This is a genomic window from Pseudomonas sp. LBUM1668 (assembly GCF_059695715.1).
The window spans coordinates 4,173,706-4,195,292 of record NZ_CP166787.1 but is presented as its reverse complement, the minus strand read 5'-3'; the positions used below and the strand labels follow the sequence as shown (position 1 = coordinate 4,195,292).

Annotated in this window: 17 protein-coding genes; 8 read left to right on the top strand and 9 right to left on the bottom strand. The window is 51.2% G+C overall.

The window, feature by feature from the left end; translation table 11 throughout:
• Positions 1-31 precede the first annotated feature (31 nt).
• The 8 genes from rfbB to ACA061_RS18855 all read left to right on the top strand — a co-directional run bounded on the left by rfbB (position 32) and on the right by ACA061_RS18855 (position 7,902).
• On the top strand, positions 32-1,108 hold the full coding sequence (rfbB, locus tag ACA061_RS18890) for a dTDP-glucose 4,6-dehydratase (protein ID WP_210553989.1): 1,077 nt from the start codon (positions 32-34) through the stop codon (positions 1,106-1,108).
• A complete protein-coding gene (rfbD, locus tag ACA061_RS18885) occupies positions 1,105-1,986 on the top strand; it encodes a dTDP-4-dehydrorhamnose reductase (RefSeq protein ID WP_210553988.1) in 882 nt (293 codons plus the stop codon). Before rfbB ends, rfbD begins: the two co-directional genes overlap by 4 nt.
• A complete protein-coding gene (gene rfbA, locus ACA061_RS18880) occupies positions 1,983-2,873 on the top strand; it encodes a glucose-1-phosphate thymidylyltransferase RfbA (RefSeq protein WP_210553987.1) in 891 nt (296 codons plus the stop codon). Before rfbD ends, rfbA begins: the two co-directional genes overlap by 4 nt.
• Positions 2,874-2,928: 55 nt before the next feature.
• The gene (locus ACA061_RS18875) at positions 2,929-3,852 is read left to right on the top strand and encodes a glycosyltransferase (protein WP_210553986.1); all 924 of its coding nucleotides are present in this window, start codon (positions 2,929-2,931) and stop codon (positions 3,850-3,852) included.
• Positions 3,849-4,808 carry a UDP-glucose 4-epimerase family protein gene (locus ACA061_RS18870; RefSeq protein WP_210553985.1) on the top strand — a complete coding sequence of 320 codons (960 nt, stop codon included), beginning with the start codon at positions 3,849-3,851 and terminating at the stop codon, positions 4,806-4,808. Before ACA061_RS18875 ends, ACA061_RS18870 begins: the two co-directional genes overlap by 4 nt.
• On the top strand, positions 4,805-5,809 hold the full coding sequence (locus tag ACA061_RS18865) for an MraY family glycosyltransferase (protein WP_210553984.1): 1,005 nt from the start codon (positions 4,805-4,807) through the stop codon (positions 5,807-5,809). Before ACA061_RS18870 ends, ACA061_RS18865 begins: the two co-directional genes overlap by 4 nt.
• Before the next feature lie 120 nt (positions 5,810-5,929).
• Positions 5,930-6,523, top strand: coding sequence for an adenylyl-sulfate kinase (gene cysC, locus ACA061_RS18860; RefSeq protein WP_210553983.1), 594 nt, complete (start codon positions 5,930-5,932; stop codon positions 6,521-6,523).
• Positions 6,520-7,902, top strand: a complete 1,383-nt coding sequence (locus tag ACA061_RS18855; RefSeq protein ID WP_210700399.1) for an FAD/NAD(P)-binding protein — start codon at positions 6,520-6,522, stop codon at positions 7,900-7,902. Before cysC ends, ACA061_RS18855 begins: the two co-directional genes overlap by 4 nt.
• Positions 7,903-8,133: 231 nt before the next feature.
• Here the strand turns inward: ACA061_RS18855 and ACA061_RS18850 are convergent, their stop codons facing one another.
• The 9 genes from ACA061_RS18850 to ACA061_RS18810 all read right to left on the bottom strand — a co-directional run bounded on the left by ACA061_RS18850 (position 8,134) and on the right by ACA061_RS18810 (position 21,263).
• Positions 8,134-9,660, bottom strand: a complete 1,527-nt coding sequence (locus tag ACA061_RS18850; RefSeq protein WP_210553981.1) for an alginate O-acetyltransferase AlgX-related protein — start codon at positions 9,658-9,660, stop codon at positions 8,134-8,136.
• A 10-nt stretch (positions 9,661-9,670) separates the two neighbouring features.
• Positions 9,671-11,170 carry an MBOAT family O-acyltransferase gene (locus ACA061_RS18845; RefSeq protein WP_210553980.1) on the bottom strand — a complete coding sequence of 500 codons (1,500 nt, stop codon included), beginning with the start codon at positions 11,168-11,170 and terminating at the stop codon, positions 9,671-9,673.
• Positions 11,171-11,335: 165 nt separating this feature from the next.
• Entirely contained in the window at positions 11,336-14,599 is a 3,264-nt protein-coding gene (locus tag ACA061_RS18840; RefSeq protein ID WP_497299827.1) for a rhamnosyltransferase WsaF family glycosyltransferase, read from the bottom strand.
• Between the two features lie 93 nt (positions 14,600-14,692).
• The gene (locus ACA061_RS18835) at positions 14,693-15,628 is read right to left on the bottom strand and encodes a sulfotransferase (protein ID WP_210553978.1); all 936 of its coding nucleotides are present in this window, start codon (positions 15,626-15,628) and stop codon (positions 14,693-14,695) included.
• Positions 15,621-16,307 carry a WbqC family protein gene (locus ACA061_RS18830; RefSeq protein WP_224450887.1) on the bottom strand — a complete coding sequence of 229 codons (687 nt, stop codon included), beginning with the start codon at positions 16,305-16,307 and terminating at the stop codon, positions 15,621-15,623. The genes ACA061_RS18835 and ACA061_RS18830 overlap by 8 nt, the downstream gene beginning before the upstream one ends.
• A 10-nt stretch (positions 16,308-16,317) precedes the next feature.
• Positions 16,318-17,406 carry a DegT/DnrJ/EryC1/StrS family aminotransferase gene (locus ACA061_RS18825; protein ID WP_497299826.1) on the bottom strand — a complete coding sequence of 363 codons (1,089 nt, stop codon included), beginning with the start codon at positions 17,404-17,406 and terminating at the stop codon, positions 16,318-16,320.
• Positions 17,407-17,536: 130 nt separating this feature from the next.
• The gene (locus ACA061_RS18820; protein ID WP_210553975.1) at positions 17,537-18,880 is read right to left on the bottom strand and encodes an ABC transporter ATP-binding protein; all 1,344 of its coding nucleotides are present in this window, start codon (positions 18,878-18,880) and stop codon (positions 17,537-17,539) included.
• Entirely contained in the window at positions 18,870-19,691 is an 822-nt protein-coding gene (locus ACA061_RS18815) for an ABC transporter permease (RefSeq protein WP_210553974.1), read from the bottom strand. Before ACA061_RS18815 ends, ACA061_RS18820 begins: the two co-directional genes overlap by 11 nt.
• Before the next feature lie 660 nt (positions 19,692-20,351).
• The gene (locus ACA061_RS18810) at positions 20,352-21,263 is read right to left on the bottom strand and encodes a glycosyltransferase family 2 protein (RefSeq protein ID WP_224450888.1); all 912 of its coding nucleotides are present in this window, start codon (positions 21,261-21,263) and stop codon (positions 20,352-20,354) included.
• Between the last annotated feature and the right edge of the window lie 324 nt (positions 21,264-21,587).

The following is a 21,587-nucleotide window of genomic DNA, read 5'->3' as shown; positions in this document are numbered from 1 at the left end:
CTCTGTCCGCAGCTCAAGGGTATCGTTTCGCGTGAAAATTCTAGTTACCGGCGGCGCCGGATTCATCGGCTCGGCAGTCATTCGTCACATCATCTCCAATACCACCGACTCCGTCGTTAACGTCGATAAGCTGACCTACGCCGGTAACCTCGAGTCGCTGGCAGAAGTCAGTCAGGATTCGCGTTACGCATTTGAGCGCGTGGATATCTGTGATCGCGATCAGATCGACCGTGTTCTGCGTGAGCACCAGCCGGATGCAATCATGCACCTGGCCGCGGAGTCTCACGTTGATCGCTCGATTTCCGGCCCTTCAGAGTTCATCCAGACCAACATCATCGGTACTTACACTTTGCTGGAAGCCGCACGCCATTATTGGGCTGCGTTGGATGATGCGCGCAAGACTAACTTCCGCTTCCATCACATTTCGACTGATGAAGTTTACGGAGACCTCGAAGGTCCGGAAGATCTCTTCACCGAAACCACGCCGTATCAGCCAAGCTCGCCATATTCGGCCAGCAAGGCCAGTTCCGATCACCTTGTTCGCGCTTGGGCGCGTACCTATGGCCTGCCAACACTGGTAACCAATTGCTCGAACAACTATGGCCCATGCCACTTCCCTGAGAAGTTGATCCCGCTGATCATTCTCAATGCGCTGGAAGGCAAGCCGCTGCCGGTTTATGGCAAAGGCAATCAAGTTCGTGACTGGCTGTATGTAGAAGATCACGCTCGTGCGTTGTACAAAGTCGTTACCGAAGGTGTGATCGGTGAGACTTACAACATTGGTGGTCACAACGAAAAACAAAACATCGAAGTGGTGCATACCCTCTGTGCATTGCTCGATGAATTGCGTCCGGATTCGGCGCATCGGCCACATTCGAGCTTGATCACATATGTTCAGGATCGCCCGGGTCACGATCAGCGTTACGCAATCGATGCGAGCAAGATCCAGCGCGAACTGGGCTGGACTCCGGAAGAAACCTTCGAAACCGGTATTCGCAAGACCGTTGAATGGTATCTGAACAACACTGAATGGGTTGAGCACGTGAAGAGCGGTAGCTACCAGCAGTGGATCGATCAGAACTATAGCGATCGCTCGAGCAAAGCATGAAGATCCTGCTTTTAGGAAAAAACGGCCAGGTGGGTTGGGAGCTGCAACGTTCTCTTGCACCGCTCGGTGAATTGATTGCCCTTGACCGCAACTCGGGTGGTGATCTGTCCGACTTGGACGCATTACGCGAGACCATTCGCCTGGTCAAACCTGATGTTATTGTCAACGCTGCCGCCTACACTGCGGTTGATAAGGCTGAGTCAGAAACCGAGCTGGCCGACCGGGTCAACGGTGGGGCATGTCAGGTCATGGCTGATGAGGCCATGTTCCTGGGCGCGTGGTTAATTCACTACTCGACCGACTATGTGTTCAGCGGTCAAGGTTCTCAGCGCTGGCAGGAAACTGATCAAGTCGCCCCCGTGAATCACTATGGCGCCAGCAAGCTGGCTGGTGAGCAAGCGATTATCGCATCGGGTTGCAAGCATCTGATCTTCCGCACCAGTTGGGTGTATGGCGCTCGTGGCAACAATTTCGCTAAAACCATGTTGCGTCTGGCCAAGGATCGCGAAACCCTTAGCGTTATCGCCGACCAAGTTGGTGCGCCGACGGGTGCAGACCTGATTGCCGACGTGACTGCATCGGCTATTCAGCAGGTCATGCATCGCCCTGAATTGGCGGGCCTATATCACTTGGCCGCCAGCGGCGAAGTTTCTTGGCATGGCTACGCCAGTCATGTGATCGATTTTGCGCAGACAAATGGTGAGGAACTCGCCGTTACGGCGATCAATCCGATTGATACTTCTGCGTATCCAACACCTGCGCGTCGTCCCCTGAACTCCCGATTGAATACTCAGAAACTGCGCGACAATTTTTCTCTACACTTGCCGGATTGGCAAAGTGGTGTAACCCGAATGCTTAGGGAAGTTCTGAACAAATGACCACGACAAATCGTAAAGGCATCATCCTCGCTGGCGGATCGGGAACGCGTCTGCACCCGCTCACGCTTGGTGTCTCCAAGCAAATGCTGCCGATCTATGACAAGCCGATGATCTTTTATCCGCTGTCGGTCCTGATGCTGGCAGGGATGCGCGAAATCCTGATTATCTCCACGCCTGAGGACTTGCCGTTATTCCGCAAGTTGTTGGGCGATGGCAGCCTGTATGGCATCAAGTTGACCTATGCAGAACAACCTACTCCGGATGGTCTCGCTCAGGCGTTCATTATCGGTGAGGAATTTATTGGTCAGGATCCTTGCTGCCTGATCCTCGGCGACAATATTTTCTATGGCCAGCACTTCTCGGACAATTTGCGTTCGGCGACCGAACAGAAGAGCGGCGCGACCGTGTTCGGTTATCACGTTTCAGATCCCGAGCGTTTTGGTGTAGTCGAGTTCGATGCTAAGGGCCGAGCGCTCAGCATTGAAGAGAAACCACTAAACCCAAAATCCAACTACGCAGTAACGGGTCTTTATTTCTACGACAACGAAGTTGTGGAAATAGCCAAGAACATCAAACCGTCTGAGCGTGGTGAGCTGGAAATTACCGACGTAAACCGCGTTTATCTTGAGCGCAAGTCCCTCAGTGTCGAAATGCTTGGTCGTGGTTTCGCTTGGCTCGACACGGGCACTCACGACTCGTTGCTCGAGGCCAGTCACTTTGTGCACACCATCGAACAGCGCCAAGGTCTGAAAGTCGCTTGCCTGGAAGAGATCGCTTACCACAACGGCTGGATTTCTGCCGAGCAGTTGGGTGAACAAGCCAACGCGTTGAAAAAGACTGGCTACGGTCAGTACCTCCAGAAACTTCTGGATTCACCTTCGCACTGATTCAAACACCAGTTCCCGTCGAACATCAGCGTTTTTTCAGTGCAGCAGGAATGGCATGCCAGTAAAACGTCCCAAGGTTGCAGTTTTGCTGGCTGCTTATAATGGCATGCAGTGGATCGAGGAGCAGTTGGCCTCGATCCTTGGCCAGTCAGCAGTCGATGTAACCGTTTATATAAGCATCGACCCCTCTACCGACGGTACTGAAGCGTGGTGTGCAGTTTATGCCTCCAATCACCCGCAAGTTCGGGTCTTGCCGCCAGCAGGTAACTTTGGTGGCGCATCTCGTAATTTCTTCCGACTCATCCGCGATATTGAGTTTGAAACTTTCGATTTCGTTTCCTTTGCTGATCAGGATGATATTTGGCACGTAGATAAGTTGCAGCGTGCGACTCATGCCATCCAAAGTCGTCATGTCGACGCCTACTCCAGCAATGTCACGGCTTTTTGGCCTGATGGAAAAACCCATTTGTTGGATAAGGCGCAGCTTCAGGTTGACTGGGACTTTCTTTTTGAAGCGGCGGGGCCTGGCTGCACTTATGTTATGAACAAAAGGCTCGCTGACTCATTAAAGGTGTCAATGATCAGTAATTGGCATCTGTTACAAGATGTCAGTCTGCACGATTGGTATTGCTATTCCTTTGCTCGTAGCCATGGTTTTCTTTGGTACATAGATCCTGAGCCGACGATGGACTATCGCCAGCATGAGCGTAACCAGGTAGGCGCCAACAAGGGGTTGGCGCCATTGTTTGCGCGTTATAAAACTATCCATGACGGCTGGTGGTTCACTCAAGTTCAATTAATTGTGCACTTGGTCGGACAGGATAAAAATCCATTTGTAATGACTTGGCTCAAACTGCGCCGCAGGCAATTAATTAAACTTTCATTCAGTGCCTGGCAGTGTCGCCGTCGGGTAAGGGATAAAGTTTTTTTCTTTTGTATTTGCTGGGTCACTGCGTTGATTGGGAATAAGGCCCAATGACTGCCCTAAAGGTTTTGGTAACCGGGGCGAGCGGTTTTGTCGGAGAAGCTGTGGTTTTCAGGTTGTTGATGGACGGGAAATTTTGTCCGATCGCAGCATCGCGCAGTGCCACCCGCTTAAATGGATTGTGTTCCGTCCAGCCTTTCAATATGAATGCCGATGTTTTGCCTGCGCTGGATGATGTTCAAGTAGTCGTTCATGCTGCGGCTCGGGTGCATGTCATGAATGAAACGGCAGAAGATGCTCTCGCGCAGTTCCGCAAGGTCAACGTGCAAGGAACCTTGAGGCTGGCACGGCGCGCAGCGGAATCGGGAGTCAAACGTTTCATCTTTGTCAGTTCAATCAAGGTCAACGGTGAAGGCACAGTCCCATCCAGACCTTACGAAGCAGACAGTCGGCCGAATCCTGTGGATCCCTATGGCATCTCCAAATACGAAGCCGAAGAAGCGTTGAAGAAACTACACTCCGATACCGGGATGGAGGTTGTCATTATTCGGCCGCCCTTGGTTTATGGGCCTGGGGTGAAGGCCAACTTTCTGAACATGATGATGTGGCTGGATAAGGGTATTCCGCTGCCTCTGGGATCAATCCGCAATCAACGAAGTTTTGTAGCAATTGGCAATCTCGTGCATTTGATCGTCGTATGCATTGATCACCCCATGGCGGCCAATCAGACATTTTTGGTAAGCGACGGCGAAGATCTGTCCACAACGCAATTGCTGCGTCGCCTTTCGGTAGCAATGGGTAGATCTGCACGACTTTTGCCAGTGCCAGCCTGGCTTTTGAAGCTGGCGGCCATCACATTGGGTAAGCAAGCTTTCGCTCAGCGACTATGCGGTTCGTTGCATGTTGACATTAGTAAAAATCGAGAATTAATGGGCTGGACGCCGCCCGTCAGCGTTGACGACGCTATGCGACAGACTGCTGATCATTATCTGGAAAACGTAAAGAGATGACTGTTTGGAGCCTATTACTGGCGGTATTCGTGTTGTCGTGGGTTTTGACAATGATTCTGCGTCGATACGCTCTGGCGAAGAGTTTGATGGATATACCCAATGAACGTAGCTCCCACTCTGTGCCTACTCCAAGGGGCGGGGGCGTTGCGATCGTTGCCGCCTTTCTACTTGTCTTACCAGTTCTTGCCCAGTTGAATCTAATCAACCCAGCTGCGCTCTGGGGGCTCTCGGGTTCAGGTTTGTTGATAGCCGTTCTCGGATTCATTGATGATCACGGGCATATTGCTGCCAGATGGCGGTTGATCGGCCATTTTGTTGCTGCCGCCTGGGCGTTGTACTGGCTCAATGGACTGCCTGCGATCCTGCTCTGGGGTATCAACTTTGATCCGGGATGGATCGGGTGCTTTCTCGCTTTGATTTATCTGGTCTGGATGCTCAACCTCTACAACTTCATGGACGGTATCGATGGATTGGCCAGCGCTGAAGCGATGAGCGTCTGCCTGGGCATGTGTCTGGTTTATTATGTCCTTGGATGCGTTGAGCTGATCTGGCCACCACTAATGCTAGCGGCGGCCGTTGGAGGATTTCTGTGGTGGAATTTCCCTCCCGCGAAGATATTCATGGGCGATGCGGGGAGTGGCTTTCTCGGTATCATCCTAGCCGTCTTGTCTCTCCAAGGAGCCTGGAGCAAGCCTGAATTGCTGTTCAGCTGGGTTATCCTGTTAGGTGTCTTCATCGTGGATGCGACATGGACTCTCGGTCGACGCTTGCTCAGAGGTGACAAGGTTTATCAGGCACACAGTTCGCACGCTTACCAGCATGCTGCTCGAAGTGTAGGTCACAAGAAAGTCACGCTCGCCGTTGTGATGATAAACGTGCTGTTCCTGCTGCCTTTATCGATGTTCGTTGCATTGGGCATGTTGAGCGTAATAACCGCTCTGCTCATTGCTTTTACTCCGCTGATTTATCTCGCTTATCGCTTTGGTGCTGGCAAGGCTTGAAGTCGTAAGGTATCTGTAGCGAGTGGGGCGTTTACAATGTGGATGCAGGCTGTCCGAGCGTCATTCAGTCGGTCAGGGGCTGCACTCGAAAACGGTCAGACATCAAAATGACGAGAAATTATGCAGAATAATCTCACTTGCCAGCCTATCTCGACGACCAGTCGGGTGCGCGGCGAGCAAAAAAATCAGCGTCCCGTAGTAATCTGGCTGACCGGTCTTAGCGGCTCAGGCAAGTCTTCTCTGGCCGATGCGCTTGAGCAGCGGCTCATAGCGAATGGCTTCCACACTTATCTGCTTGATGGCGATAACGTACGAATGGGGCTGTGCAAGGACCTAGGGTTCGGTGATCAGGATCGAACGGAAAACATCCGTCGCGTGGCGGAAGTAGCTAATCTTTTCATGGATGCCGGGCTAATTGTCATTACGTCCTTTATATCTCCGTTCCACCGCGATCGTGCGCTTGCCCGCAGTGTGATTGGTGAGGAGTCCTTTATCGAAGTCTATCTTGATACACCGCTGAGCGAGTGTGAGCGAAGGGATCCAAAAGGCCTTTACAGCAAAGCTCGGCAGGGGCTTATCAAGAACTTCACCGGTATCGACTCGCCCTATGAAGTGCCTGATTCTCCTCACGTCAAAATCGATACACTGACTCATTCAATAGATGATGGGGTGGATACCATCATGGCTTACTTGAAACAATGGAATACCAAGTGAAGCGTTTAGTCATCATTGGCGCAGGCTTTAGCGGGGCAGTAACGGCTATTGAGTTTCTCAAACACGCCCCCAAGGGATCCCGACTCACCATTATCAACCGTTCAGGCAAGATGGCGCGTGGGTTGGCTTATGGAACCAGCAGTCCTGACCACTTGCTGAATGTACCCGCAGGCAATATGTCTGCACTTGTAGGTGATCCCGACTCCTTTCTTGAATTTTGTCGCAATTTTGATCCAGAAGTACATTCCGGTAGTTTTGTCTCGCGCAAAATGTACGGTGCGTATCTGAGTGAGTTGCTGGCTCAGGCTGAAAAAGAGTCTGAAGTCCAATGTTCGCGTATGACGGGCGAGGTCTTGTCAATTGAGCCTTCGGGAACCGGGGCGGTATTAGAAATTCATACCGGAGAGCGGATTGTTGCGGATCATGTGGTGTTGGCATTCGGGAATTTTTCGCCAGCCAAGCCTCAAGGGTTACAAAAACTCGACGAGTGCCCAGCATATTTAGGAGATCCTTGGTCTGCACCCGCTGCCGAGATGAATCAAGAAGCACCCACTGTTTTATTGATTGGAAGTGGCCTGACCGCAGTTGATACTTTGATCTCTCTGCGTCGTACACATCCGGATGCCAAAGTAACTATGGTTTCGCGCCGTGGCTTATTGCCGACTGCACATAGAGTGCGGCTGCCTGCACCTGGATTCAAGACAACGATCTGTGATGACCTGCTTGCCGCCGATCCTGTTGTTTCCGTGTACACCCAGCTAATTCGCAGGGAAGTTTCCCGCTCCCCAGAGCACTGGCGTGAAGTTGTGGCGGCACTCAGGCCCATTACCTCTATTTTGTGGGAGCGCCTGCCTGTTAATGAGCGGAAACGCTTTTTGCGTCACCTGCAACCGCACTGGGATGTTTACCGTCACCGAGTCGCACCGCAGACTTTCAGGATTTTTCAGGAAGCGTTTGCAGCGTCCACTGTCAGTTCGATCGCTGGTCGAATCGTAGCGATTGACATCAAAGGAACGTGTGTCTCAGCGCAAATCAAATTAAGAGGCACTGATAATATTCTCGAGCGTCAGTTCGATCAGGTCATCAATTGTACGGGACCGTGCACAGATGTCTGTAAAATTACTGATCCGTTCATTTCTTACTTACTGAAAGAGTCTGTAATTTGCGCCGACGATCTGCACCTCGGCATCAAAGTTGCTGACGATTACGCAGTTATTGATCGGTCCGGGAAAAGTCTGGATTGGTTAAGTTATGTCGGCCCTATGCTTAAGGCTCATTTGTGGGAAGCCACGGCGGTTCCTGAGCTTCGTCAGCATGCCCGTGCTCTGGCGAGCAAAGTTGTTAAAAGCTTTTCAAAGGATGAACCCGAGGCTGAATAGTAGTTTTCTCTGAACACTTGGAGCCCTCAACCGTCACGCGGTTGAGGGCTTTTTCATTGTTCAGGATCAGACGAGAGTTGATAGCAAAAAAAGACCAATAGCATCTTAAGCTATTGGTCTTTTCAAAAGACAACTGGATGCCGTGAGTTTCCGCATCGAACCTGGAGGAGAAGGGCAGCAACCCATCAATAACCTTCGGTGCTGCCATTCAGTTCTTGAGTTTTCAGAGGATCAATTCTGCACGCCGAAACTTGGGTTGCCGAGCGTAAAGCGAGTGCAGTTCTTAACTGCCTCGACATCCACACGAACACGTTTGATGTCAGCTCCTACTGGCCAATTCGGAATTGTTTTCAGGTTGATCAAAGACTGCCCGGTTCGCAACAGCAACCGAGTGCTATGCGCTTCATCGTAGTAGGCCTGCCCATCTTCCATCCAGAACAACTGTAGCGGAACGGTTGGAGAGCCGTCAGTACACGTCAGATTGATATTGAGGTACTGAGCACTGATCCGCGCATCCTTACTGGAGAATGAGTAATCAACGTAGGCGTCATCACCATTGATTTCATACTCATTAACGGACGGTCCGGTTGCCAATTGATTTACTTTGGCGGTCGACGCGATGCTCCCAACCTGGAAATTTTCACCTGTAGGGATCACACTGATTGCAGGCATGCTGCTCGACCAAAGTGACGGCGTCTCGCGCTCAACTACAGTCATAAAAACGTAATCCGGTTTCCACTTTTCAACCAGTTCAGTGAAGTTACCGTCAGGCCCTGTTGCGTTACCCCAATGAATTTGAAGCACTTCGCTAAACGTCGCAGCCATCAAAGGCGACAGGCTGTTCCCAAATGAATCCCTCAGCCATAGCACTTTTTTGTTATTCAATGCACCTTCAGACTTTACAATAAATGCTTTACTGGTAGGACCGACTTCCGGGTTGCCACCCTCAAAAAGAATTTTTTTGGTTTCGAAGTCAATTCTTGTCGTCTTTATCGGCAGGTTGCCAGCATTTATGAGCGGTTCGCTATCGGAAAGACTCGCTGACAGCCTAAGAAAGTTTGCCAAATCACCACCATGTATATTTTTGATTTGTGCAATCCCGTACGCCTCCTCTGAAGGCCATTTAAGTTCGGGGGCAGCTTTTGCAACTTCATAAGCAAAACCCCGAAATGCCAATCCGGCACCCAGCGCATTCCAGTGAGTATCTGTTTTAAAATAAAGATTCTCAGGGTGTGTCTTTTTCGCTGCCAACAGTGTTGGCCTCAGGTCAATAAAGGTCCCTGGCTCGGCTTCAGCAAGAAGCGCATCAGTCGGATTGAACGAGGCTGTCTTAGCCCACGATGGCAAATGTTCAGGGTAAATGCTGCCTTTGTCTGGTCCGATCATGATGCGGAAGACTTTGACGCCTCTATCTGCCAAGAAGGAGTTCCAATTCTTGGTGGCCGCGGCAATTCTTTTCGCAAGAACAATGTCCGAATCTGTCGCGGTACGTCGGTTATTTGATAGGGTTTCGTGGTACATGTCACCCAGATAAAGCCAATCATCCTTGCCGATAATTACCTGTTTGGAATCTATGCTGATACCGAACGGATAGAGTATTTTCGACGTCCACCGGGCAACGAAGTCCATGTTGTACAGAAAAGACTTCTCAGTAAGTTTTATGGCGCTTTTGCTTGGTGCATTTATGATGTTTATTGCTGGAATAAACAACAGTATGAGCAAAATTGATGATAGGAAAATAAGTGCGATACGTTTCATGTCGACGCCATCAAAAGTTGAAGTAAAGAAATACAGAGCTAGTAGCAGCGAGCATGAAACACATCGCTACCGAAAATAGGGCTGCACCGTAAGCCAGCCTCCATTTACCTATCACTCCTTTTGCCATTTCAAGCGAGTTTTTTTGAGCAACAATGATAAACGCCAGAGCAATGGCCACAAAAATTGGCAGTTGACCCACCAGTGTTGCCGGCATGATGTTCAATGCGACATCGGACAGACTGCCTCCCCAAGCCAAATCTGCTACTGGCACGGTAGCCGCTGTGTGTCCAAATGCCGAGCTCACATCAACCATGCCGCTCAGCACGCGCATCGCGTCGTCCATGGTCTTTGCGCGGAAAAATACCCATGTCACGTTCACGAACATAAAGGTCAGAAACCAGCCAAGTATCGGAGACATGGGGCGGCGCAATTGTGACCATAAGCGATGGATGACCAGGGCGGCGCCATGCAACGCTCCCCAGATTACAAACATCCACGTTGCACCGTGCCAGAGACCGCCGAGCAAGAATGTGGCGAAGAGATTGATGTAGGTACGAAATTCGCCAGAACGATTGCCACCAAAGGGGATGTAGAGGTAGTCACGCAGAAAATGACTGAGCGTTATGTGCCAGCGCCGCCAGAAATCCTGGATGCTCAGGGCCTTGTAAGGCGAATTGAAGTTTATTGGCAGCCAGATATTGAAGAGTAACGATGCCCCAATGGCCATGTCGCAATAGCCGCTGAAGTCAAAATAAAGCTGGAATGTGTAAGCCAGACTGGTTGCCCATGCTTCGAAGAATCCGAGGCTATGACTACCATCGAATCCCGCAGTGGCCCAGACGGCAAAACTGTCCGCAATGACGACCTTTTTGAATAGGCCGATCGCAAAGATAAACAAGCCCTTGAGGATGTTCGGATACCTGCGCACCAGTGTCCAGCGCGAAGCAAACTGCGGCATTATCTGGCGGTGATGAACAATCGGACCGGCAATCAGATGTGGAAAGAATGTCACGAAGAGCGAGTAATTCAGCAGGTCGTACTCTGCGGTTTCGCCTCGATAGCTATCCACCAGGTAAACGATTTGGGTGAAGGTAAAGAAGCTGATCGCTAACGGCAGCAGGATATGCTGAATGGCGTAGTCAGTGCCGAAAACGGCGTTAACGTTGCCAATCAGGAAGTCGGTGTACTTGAAATACCCCAAGAGCACCAGGTTAGCCACGATTCCAGTTGTCAGAACAACTTTTCTGTTAATCGCGTGATGTGACTTCTTGATATCGTCAAGGGAGGCTTTGTGCGCTTGGGCGAGGCCGGTACCTATCGCGAAGTTCAGGAAAATCGAGCCCAATATGAGGGGGAGGTAGTGAACGTCCCAATAAGCATAGAAAAACAGGCTGACGGCAACCAGCCAGACCTTTCCTGCCACGATTAAACGTCGGTCGTTTAACCAAAAATAGACGAAGAATGAGATGGGCAGAAAAAGCAGAATAAACTGCCACGAACTGAAAATCATGTTGGTTATGCCTGATGGGATGAAGGGAAAGGTCCGGCGATGGCTTTGAGATCGCCGGAGCTTTAAAAACAAGCCAATCGCAGTATCCGGAATCCTCATCCATCGTACCGATGGTTAATGCCACCACTGGCGTCAGATGAGAGTTTGATCCAGGTACCGCAGTACTCAAGCCCGCAAGATCCTGGAGATCTTATCGATTACTTGAGGATTGAACGCATCATCCCAATCACGAACCCAGTCGAACGATGCCCCTTGAATGCGAGCTTCGCTATCACTGGCGCGCGCCACTGCAGTTTCCAGGGCTTCGGCGATCGAGAACGGATCGGCCTCGCACGGTTCGATGTTTGAGGAAATAGACCGTAACACGTCGGCGGTACGAGATTCATAGGTGTTGGTGACGACGACCTGACCAGCCGATGCCATTTCGAATGGCAGAATACTCGGATGCGGAGCCAGCATCAGGCTCAAGCCGATATCGAATTCACCCAAGGCTTTACCGTAATCGCTCTGCGGAAGCGTTCCGCTCAGTTTCATCACGCGGCCGTGACCCAATTCAACATCGTAGTCAGGACCCAGCGTACCAACACCATAGAATTCCCAATCGCTATCGAACACGCCGTTGGCGATAGCAGCTTTGAGCCCGAGGATGCCGATCTCGAAGATATTACGACGAGCGTGGCCTTCTGGACGTCCGTAAAACAACAAGCGTTTTGTCTCGCGTTTCGCCAGCTGCTCAACCGAAGGCGGTGTTGTAGGCGTCAGGGCGTGCTGAAAAGCAACGTAATGATCCTCCAGCTCTTCGCCTTCGTGGCGCGAGAACACCCCTAGTTGTTTACTGCGGAAATAGTCGGCGAGCAACTCGGTATTGAAAATCACCTTGTGAGGTAGTCGATATACATAACTGCCAATGGCATACAAGGAATCGTGCGGGTGGAAAATTGGTTCATATTCCTGCAAAAAGAAGATGAACTCTTTTCCGATTGCCTTGGCCAAATGGTGCGCTTTGATACACGTCCAGAAGGAATAGCCGACAAATGCGTCGCCTGGAGATATCACCAGCTCGTGCGTCCCTTGCGTAATATCTTCAACTTCAGCAGCGGCGACTGCTTTCTGCAAAGCCGGATTGGAGGCAAGTTTTGAATCCACGGCTTCGCGGTCAAATCGATCAGACTCGGTGAGTAGAATCCTGACCTGAAAACCCTCGGACTGGATTTTCGAGATGAACTGCAGGCAAGCGATATAGCCGCCGAACATGATCAATGGATCCAGTTGCGGCAACAGGACATTCACCCGCGAAGGTGCCAGAGGATCAACTACAAACGGTGGAGCGGAGATTTTTTCTTCCAGCAGGAAAATGTTTCCCAGGCCAACTGGTTGCGTGATACCCGGGTAGCACTTTTCCAGTGCCTGAGCCTTGAGCAAACCTGGGTGCGAGGTTTCATCGGCCTGGTGAACGCGGGCAAGCACCTTGTCTTGCTCGATTTTGTCCTTGGCCAGATTTATTACAGTTTCCTCATTGTGTCGGGGTACGGCGGCAAAGAACCGGCGTACGTTTGCCATGTTGAGGTTACGCACGAAAAAGCCGGGGTTGGCAATGCTGAGTTTTATAAGTTTGTACAACAGACTGATCTTGGCTTGCTGTTTCATAACATCCTTTCCAGATTCTTGCTTGGTACGTTTCTTGAAGAGAGTGCTGAGTGTTCTAAGTGGCTTCGTGGCGCACCAACTTTTGGATTTGTAAATCGCTTCTATCCTTGTGTCACGCTCCAAAATCACTGCGTTACGTTCATTGATCTGCACGTCACGCTCCCATATCACTGCGTTACGCTCATTGATCAGAGCGTCACGTTCCGAGATCACTGCGTTAAACCTATCTATCTGCGCGTCCCGTTCGCAGATCACTGCGTTACGCTCTTTGATCAGCGCGTCCCGTTCCGAGATCACTGCGTTAAACCCATCAATCTGCGCGTCCCGCTCGGAGATCATTGCTTTACGCAGCGCGTCCCGCTCGGAGATCACCGCGTTACGCTCATTGATCAGCGCGTCCCGCTCGGAGATCACTGCGTTACGCTCATTGATTAGCGCGTCACGTTCCGAGATCACTGCGTTAAACCCATCTATCAGCGCGTCCCGCTCGGAGATCACTGCGCTAAACTCAACTATCTGCGCGTCACGCTGAGCTATCATTTCATCACGCTCGATTATTTGCTGCTCGCGATGTGTCAGCTGGGAGTCACGGTCAGTGATCTTTGCCTGCTGTTCCAACAGCAGTGCGTCCAGTTCGGCGACTTGTGCTTCGCGCTTCGACAACGCAATTGAAATTTCTTTAATCTGAGATTCACGTTCTGAAATCACGATGCCGCACTCGGCCAAGTGCTCGTCACGCTTGTAAACCTCAGCTTCGTGCTCAGCTGCCACCTTGGCAAGGTGGTCGAAATGACCCATCTTCAATGGATCAAGCTCTGCAGTAAGTCTGACGAACTCAGTTACGCTGAATTCTGCTGGCACTTTTTTGTCAGGCGAATTCAGAATTTTGAAAAGATCTGTCAAGGCGAAAGGTACGACAATGTCAAATGTCTTGACCTCGAGCATGGCTCTTGCCATTGCGTAATGCACGCAAGTGCCTTCCTCGCTGAGGAATGCCTCGGCTTCAGGAAACACCTTCAGAAGATCGTCTTTGTCAGTGATCTGACCGTAAAGCGGCAGTAGCATGCTGAACTCAAAGAGTACACGAGCGCGTGTTTCTGGTCGATTCCCGCTGGAATTTGCCTCGTTGTCTCTCACCCGGAACTTGACAAGTTTTTCCGGCAGGACGTGGATCTCGTATTTCAGGCAGAGTCTGATCCACATATCAAAATCGGCAAGCTGTGCCAGACCCAAACGGTACAAGCCACAGTCGTCATAGCATTGCCGACGGATAAGCACGCTCGGATGGCAAAGCGCATTACCTTGATCGAAGAATAAGCGCAGCCATTCCTGGCGTGAACGGTTTTCTCGATCGAACACAGAAGAATAGTAATGCGAGGTATCCGGATGGATTGCCCCGTCTTCGTCGATTGCCCGCGCGTTGGAGAATACTGCGCCGACTGACGGGTGGGTGTTCAGAAAGCCTATTTGCTTGGCAAGCTTGTCGGCTTCCCAGACATCGTCGGAGTGGTGAATGGCGATGTATTCACCTTGCGCAACATCAGCAATGGCCTTGTTGATGCCATAGACGCCACGCTTCGATTTGCTGTTTCGAAAGGGTTTAATTCGCGCATCGGCGTAACTGTTGATAATTTCCCACGATTCATCCTGAGACGCATCGTCCCAGATAATCAGCTCGAAATTCTCGTACGTCTGGTTCAGAACGCTTTCAATCGCCGCTCGCAAATATTTCGAGTGATTAAAAGAGGTCAAAATGACGGAGACTGTAGGGGCTTGCAACATGACCATTACCATTGTTTTAGGTGTGTTTTAAAGCGCCTTGGTGCTGAACATGCAATCCTGAAAACACACGTGCGATCTCGTTGTGAGTTGAGCTCACCGTTTTCTCGTTACTTCAAATGCTGCAGTGCCGGTGTATGGCGCGTCAGTCATTCCCAGCTTTCTCGACAACGCTTCAAAATACTTCGCAGGCGAAGCGCAGAAGTCTTCGTATTGGACGACCATCTTCCGAGACTCGGCAACGTGTTTCAGACCAGTCTCAACGGCTTGATTGATGGCGCGAACCTGGCCTAGCGCTTGCTCAGATGGGCTGAGGTGCATCAGTTGCTCTTTTTCCGGGATGTCGAACGAATACCAGGCTTTTTCATCGCCCAGTTGCCGTCTGCGCGCTTCCAACACGGACTCGGCATTCGTCACTTCGTCTCTGACGATATGAACGAAGAGTACCTTATTAAAGACTGAGTCAAGGAAGGGAATGTTGTAGTTGAACAACATTCCCTTGGCTGCAAATGGCTTCTGGAAAACATCCATCATCCCTCGAAGCTCGCTTAGCATGGTCTGGGTATCCATGTTCTGCTTCAACTCTGGGTCGCTCCACACATCGCGTGAAGGTTCAGCGAGAAAGCGGCGCCAGAAATACCAGAATTCGTTAGGGGCCAGAGCGCCCTCAGTCTTGCCGTTCTCGGAGCGATACTGAGTCTGCTGTGCGAACTCGGACAACTCGCCCCGGAAGTCAAACCGCGGATCGGTTAACAAAAGTTGAATTTTGGCGCCGATCACAGGTGCCTGATAGAAGCGCGACAGCAGATTGGTCGGGTACGCAACCAAGCCAGTGTTTGCGAGCCATTGCATAAATAACGTGGTTCCACTCCGAAGAGGGCCCATCACGAATATCACTGGGTGGTCGGCGTCCAAGCTGCCCTGTTGCTTCAACAAGGCTTGTTCAGACGGCTGCAAATCCTTGTTCAACTCCGCGAGGAAATTTTCCAGCAACTCGTTGCGGCGAAATTTGGCCGTACGTTCATCAGACAAGGTCGTACTCCTGAAGCAATTGAGCGCATTGCTCTCGGTCATTGAACATCATCACATCGACGATGGACAAATTGGGCAGAAATTCTTTGCCGAACTGTGAATAGCTGATGGGGCGTGACTGAATGAAGGAAAGCTTCAAGCCATGTGAGGCGAAGGATTGCGCATCATAAAGCGCCTTACCTCCAGCCGTATTGATGTAGTGTGTAGCTCCAAGCTCGCGGCAGATGGCGATTACTTTGTCTTGGCTACGCAGTTCGATATTTTTTTTGAGTGCGGAGGAGATATGCCACTCCGGGCTTAGGTTGAGATAGCCGCATAGAACTCTTAGTTGGTGATCAAGAAACTCCGCCAGATTGCGGTGGTTGTATCTGAGGATTTTTTCGAGCATGGGGAAGACACACTCGAAATAGGGCGCCTTGTTGTAATTCTGCCGAATGCTCTGCAAGATCTTGTGCTGAGTACCAATGTCGACCTGATTGATCATTTTGTTTGGGCTGGCACCCTGCAGCGGCAGTGTGATCAGCTGCTTGTCACCATTGGAGAGAATGTAATTGCGGTTGATCCAGCCACCTTTGATGAAGTTGACGTCGTCGTAAACAACAAATGCATCAACTGCTCGCATCAGCTGAAAGTAGCCAAGATACGGGAACAGGTAAGGTTGCATGATCGCCAGCTTCAAATGTTCCACCTCAGGACTCAAGCACATTCTTGATGCAAGTAGAAATCATCGAGATTTCTTGCTGAGAGAGCGCAGTATAAAGTGGCAGCGACAGGACGCGGCTCGCCAGTGATTCCGAGGTGGGACACAGGCTACGGGTAGCATCATCCAGAAATGGCAGGGTGTTGAGAGAAGGGTGGAAGTAACGACGTGGAAATACGCCGCGTTCGTTCAGGGCTTCTCGTACTGCCATTGCTATTTGATGAGTTTCGAAAACGACAGGGTAGTACGCATAGTTGTAATCAAGCCCACTGACAACTTGTGGCCGTTGTAGTCGAGTACCTGCCAGAAATTCATCGTACCAAGCCGAGCATTGGCGACGCGCCTCGATGATCGAGCTGACATGCGGTAGCATGCTAAGCCCCATGGCTGCATGTAATTCGGACATCTTTGCATTGATGCCCAGATCAATGTAGTCATCCTCGCCCAAATGACCGAACTTGCTCATCAGGAACGCCCCGTCGGCTACTTCCTTATCGCGAAATACGATTGCACCGCCTTCACCCGTATGAAAGAGCTTTGTAGCATGGAAGCTCAGGGTGCTGCAGTCACCGTGATTTAACACTGATTGCCCGTGCAGGCGCACACCGTACGCGTGCGCGGCATCGTAGATGACCTTCAGGTCATGACGGTCCGCGATTTCCTGAATTCTGTCGACATCGCATGGGTAGCCATATACATGCGTTGCCAAAATAGCGGATGTCTTTTCTGTGATTGCAGCCTCGATCAAGTAGGGGTCAATGCAGAAGGATTCAGCGTCCACGTCGACAAATCTCGGCGTGCAGCCCTCCCAAAGAATAGAGTTTGTCGTAGCTACGTAGCTGTAGGGCGTGGTGATGATCTCGCCTTGCAATCCAAGGGCCTTGATAGCCAGTTGTAGTGCCAGCGTGCCGTTGGTAACGAGTTGCAGGTGGGTTACGCCGAGCGCACTGGAGAGCTCTGCGCCGAGTTGCTTCACCAGCGGACCATTGTTTGTCAGCACCCCGGATTCCCACATACCCTTGAGGTACGCGGTATAGACATCCAGTTCTGGCAGGTGCGTTCGGGTAACCGGAATCATGATGCAGTTACAACGAGCAGGATGCGCGAGGATTGGCGGCCTGGATGCACAGGAGTACCCGGTTCAGCGGCGCACCATGTGCCAGCATTTGACAGCTGTAAGCGCCTTGTAACGTTCAGTGTGGACGTGCTCATAGATTCTGCACCTCGATAGTGTTTTCCACATACGCCTTGGCCCAGATACGCCCCGCGGCGCGTCTCTGCACATTGAAAACGATCGCGTCATCAATGACATCGAGAAACTCGGCACTTTGCTCTAAAACCACCGGTTTTGAAATTTGAATCTGAATGCTGTAATTGCCTTCTTGCAAAGGCAGTAGGGTAGTGTAGGAAACAATGTACCGCCCGCCCGCCACGCATTCCAGAAGCGGTAGTCCAGCCGTTCTGAATCCAGCACCAAGAATCTGAATCTTCTTGTCGTCCTGGATGTAGTAGTTGACTGAGCATTCCGTCTGCTCTTCAGCTTCAATATAGATTCTGATGGTTACTTTCTGGTTGAACTCAGCAGCGACCACAGGCTCGCCAGAGGCGTCTATCAATTCCGCAAAGGCAATTCGTACACCACCTTTGCCATATCGGAAGCCGGCGGCGCGACGATCGAACTCCTGGGATTCTTTAAACCCATGAGTGCTGGCGGAGGTCGACAAGACCTCGGTCTTGTCGGCTTTCGGATTTTTTATTTCCGGCAAATATTTGAGCACTTCACTGTTCATTTCTTCGCGGGTGACGCGAATATATTCTTCCGTGAGAGTGCTTGCCTTGCCAAAACTCTTGAGCCTGCCTTGTTCAAGATACGCTGCCTGGGAGCACAGACTGCGAATGCTGCCGATGTCATGGCTGACAAAAAGTACGGTTGCACCGTTATCTTGAATGCGGCGAAGTGCAGTCATGCATTTGGCTTGGAAACTCATATCGCCAACGGCTAATGCCTCATCCACAATCATGATGTCTGGTTGGGACACGATGTTCACCGCAAAGGCGAGGCGGACGAACATTCCGCTTGAATATGTCTTGACCGGTTGTTCGATGAAATCGCCGATATCCGCGAAGCTGGCAACATCATCAAAGCGCGCGTCGGTCTGTTCTTTGGTGAGCCCAAGCAGAGCGCAACTCAAATAGACGTTTTCCCGGCCCGTGAACTCGGGATTGAAGCCAGAGCCGAGTTCAAGCAGCGCCGCGATGCGTCCGTTGGTCTCGATCAATCCACCGGTTGGGTTGAGTGTGCCGCAGATAAGCTGCAGCAACGTCGATTTCCCCCCGCCGTTGCGGCCGATAATACCGACGGTCTCGCCCTTTTTGATTTCGAAGGATATATCCCTCAATGCCCAGAATTCGCGATAGTACTGCTGAGCCTGCATGCCTAAAGTGCTCTGCAATTTTGGCAAAATGAACTGCTTCAGGCGATCACGTGGCGTGTTGTAGATCTCGTAGCACTTGCTCAGACCTTCTATCTTGATAGCGATTTCAGAGGACATCTGCGAACCCCTTTCTTGTCTTCTGAAACAGAGCAAAACCTAGCCAGGCGATAACCGCAGCAGCCAGGGTATAAATTGCCAGCGCGTTCAGGTCGGGCGATTTGCCCCAGTAGAGAATGTCCCTGACCATCTCAATCACGGGCACAAGAGGATTGTAATAAAGGATGTGTTGATACTCGTCGGGCAAGGCGCTGGCCGGATAAAAGATCGGGCTTAAAAACATAAGGACGGATGTTACTACGGCGATCAGTTGGGACACGTCACGCAGGAATACTCCAAGTGATGCCAGTGTCCAGCATAGGCCCATGATGAACAGGGCGAAGGGAATCAGGACCAAGGGCAGGTAAAGTGCCGTGATCATAGGGGCGCCGATGAGAAGGGCATAGGCGACAAGCCACACTGTCACGCTGATTGCAGCGTGATAGAACGCTGCCAGCAACCCCACGAACGGTAGTATTTCCAGCGGATACACCACTTTTTTAACGTAGTTCGCATTGGACAGGATCAGTGATGGTGCCCGGTTTACACATTCGGCGAATAAATTGAAGACGATCAGTCCGGCAAACAACACCAGGGCGAACTCAATTTTTGAACCCTCTCCGCCGGTGCCCCAGCGAGCCTTGAATACGACGCTAAATACAAACGTGTATACAAGAAGCATGAGTAGTGGATTGAAGAATGACCACAGCAAACCGAGCATTGAGCCGCGATACCGGCCTAATACCTCGCGTTTGGCTGAGGCGTGAATTAGCGCTCGATGGCGCCACAGGCTTGCCACCATTTCAACCGGTGTAGCTGGGAAGATACGCATTAACCGACAACCTCGACAAGTGAGTGCCCGCCGGGGTGAATACAGGAAGGGGTGGTTGCTGTTTTAGTGATTTGACCGGCTTGACGACTCATCGAAGCGAGTGTCGGACTACGCATTATGCATCCCGCCGCTTGGATAAACATCGAATATGGCGGTTTGGAGGGTGACAGATACGACATTTTTGAGTTGTCTCTTCAATATACCTGATGCTTAAAAGCCTTTAGCCGCTTTGGGAGGCAGCCGCCACCTGTAGGTCGTGGCTGGAGCTAACTTTATTTGGGGAAATATTCCCAGAGCATAGCCGCTCAAGATTAACAGGACATGGCGTTTCAGGGCTAGCGGTCGTTGCTCAACTGAAGTGTTTCAGAGCTTGGCAAGCGGAAAGGACAGAGATTTTGCTGGGCTTTCCAAAGGCTGTCCCATGCGTGGATGGCCTGAGCCCGATGGTGGCTAATGAGTGGCCGGTATCAGTCGAGCGGCCCTCGCAAAGGCGTGGTTGAAGTTTTGCCAGCAGCTTCCTGAGATCAGGCACGTGACCATGATGTCTGGTGTATGCGCAATTGATTGGTGTCGAGCTCGATCAGAGCGTTCCAATCAATGATCAGGGCTCTTTCGATCAGCAGGTAGTGTTACTCCTGCGAGGGTGAATCAATCTACTGATTACATTTTGTTAATTAAGATCGCTAAAGCCAGGCCTACATTGCCTATGAAAGTCTGACGATAAAAGCGGCTGGAAATCATCATTTTGATTCTGCTGAAAAGTGCGGCATTGCGGCCGCGCTCAAATTGCTTGAACGTCTCCACATTGCGTTCGCTCAAATGCGCGGAAAGAAGCGTCAAGGCGGCGATGTTGGCATCGTTCCATTCTTTCATTGAACCCTGGAACATCCGCTTGACTCGAAGCAGGCGACTTTTGACCGAGGTGTTGGCGCCGATGACGTTTTGCGAATGTTGACGATAATCCAGCGTGGGGGTCGGATCGTAATGGACGTTGCCGTCAGAGCCGGTGATCAACAAATAGGTCCACCAGTCATGACATACCAATGGTGCGGCCGGCGGAGTCATGTTCAGTAGAGAACAGGCTGCCTGATTAATCAGCATCGTGTTGCCGCCAGCCAGATTCTGCATCAACGCGTTTTCGAAGCTCGGAGGTTTGCAAAACAAAGGAGACAGTCCGGCGAACTCACCTGTCTCAGTGACAATTCGAGTGCGTCCGCAATAAAGCGCGGGCGTGTCGACGGGCTGGCATTTCAGCCATGCCACTGCTCGTTGCAGTTTCGTGGGATGCCAGTAATCGTCCTGATCGCAGAAGGCGTAATATTTTTGACGACCGCACGCATGACCCAGCACGGACAGAAAATTGTTTGAAAAACCGCGTCCTGGCCCTTGCAGGATAATCAAGCGATCCTGACCCCAGGCTTCACGGTAGCGCTGCAGGGTTTCGAGGGTGTCATCCGTCGAGCCGTCGTCGGATGCGTATACGACCCAGCGCTCGTGACTTTGAGCAGCGATCGAGTCCAGCTGATCCTTGAGAAAGCTACCGCCATTGTAGGTGCACAGAAGAATCGCCACGCATTCAATTTCTATCGCTGGCTTACTCGTAGCGGCGGCAGGGGAGCAGGAGTCATTTGGCACAGGTCTTACGCTCTTTCCATGGTGGCGAGTAAAGCTTTGATATCACAGCTAGGCTTGTTAGCTTATCGTGTTTGTCCGGGTATTACACGGCATAAGCCGCATCAGGCAGTGGCGTGCCAAAACAGATGTACACGCCGGGAGCAGTTAACGTTTTCGGGTGCGTTCGTCGTTTCAGTGAAACACTTCTCCTCCGCGTTGGTCCGACTCTACGGTAACGCGGCTCATGCGCCTCACGGATTGGAGAAGGTGTGCATTCGTTGA

Bases quoted from the DNA above. Each gene is read 5' to 3' on its own strand.
- ACA061_RS18875 (WP_210553986.1), top strand. From the start codon at position 2,929: ATGCCAGTAAAACGTCCCAAGGTTGCAGTTTTGCTGGCTGCTTATAAT.
- ACA061_RS18850 (WP_210553981.1), bottom strand. From the start codon at position 9,660: ATGAAACGTATCGCACTTATTTTCCTATCATCAATTTTGCTCATACTG.
- ACA061_RS18865 (WP_210553984.1), top strand. From the start codon at position 4,805: ATGACTGTTTGGAGCCTATTACTGGCGGTATTCGTGTTGTCGTGGGTT.
- ACA061_RS18825 (WP_497299826.1), bottom strand. From the start codon at position 17,406: ATGATTCCGGTTACCCGAACGCACCTGCCAGAACTGGATGTCTATACC.
- ACA061_RS18845 (WP_210553980.1), bottom strand. From the start codon at position 11,170: ATGATTTTCAGTTCGTGGCAGTTTATTCTGCTTTTTCTGCCCATCTCA.
- ACA061_RS18870 (WP_210553985.1), top strand. From the start codon at position 3,849: ATGACTGCCCTAAAGGTTTTGGTAACCGGGGCGAGCGGTTTTGTCGGA.
- rfbA (WP_210553987.1), top strand. From the start codon at position 1,983: ATGACCACGACAAATCGTAAAGGCATCATCCTCGCTGGCGGATCGGGA.
- ACA061_RS18820 (WP_210553975.1), bottom strand. From the start codon at position 18,880: ATGTCCTCTGAAATCGCTATCAAGATAGAAGGTCTGAGCAAGTGCTAC.
- rfbD (WP_210553988.1), top strand. From the start codon at position 1,105: ATGAAGATCCTGCTTTTAGGAAAAAACGGCCAGGTGGGTTGGGAGCTG.
- ACA061_RS18840 (WP_497299827.1), bottom strand. From the start codon at position 14,599: ATGTTGCAAGCCCCTACAGTCTCCGTCATTTTGACCTCTTTTAATCAC.
- cysC (WP_210553983.1), top strand. From the start codon at position 5,930: ATGCAGAATAATCTCACTTGCCAGCCTATCTCGACGACCAGTCGGGTG.
- ACA061_RS18815 (WP_210553974.1), bottom strand. From the start codon at position 19,691: ATGCGTATCTTCCCAGCTACACCGGTTGAAATGGTGGCAAGCCTGTGG.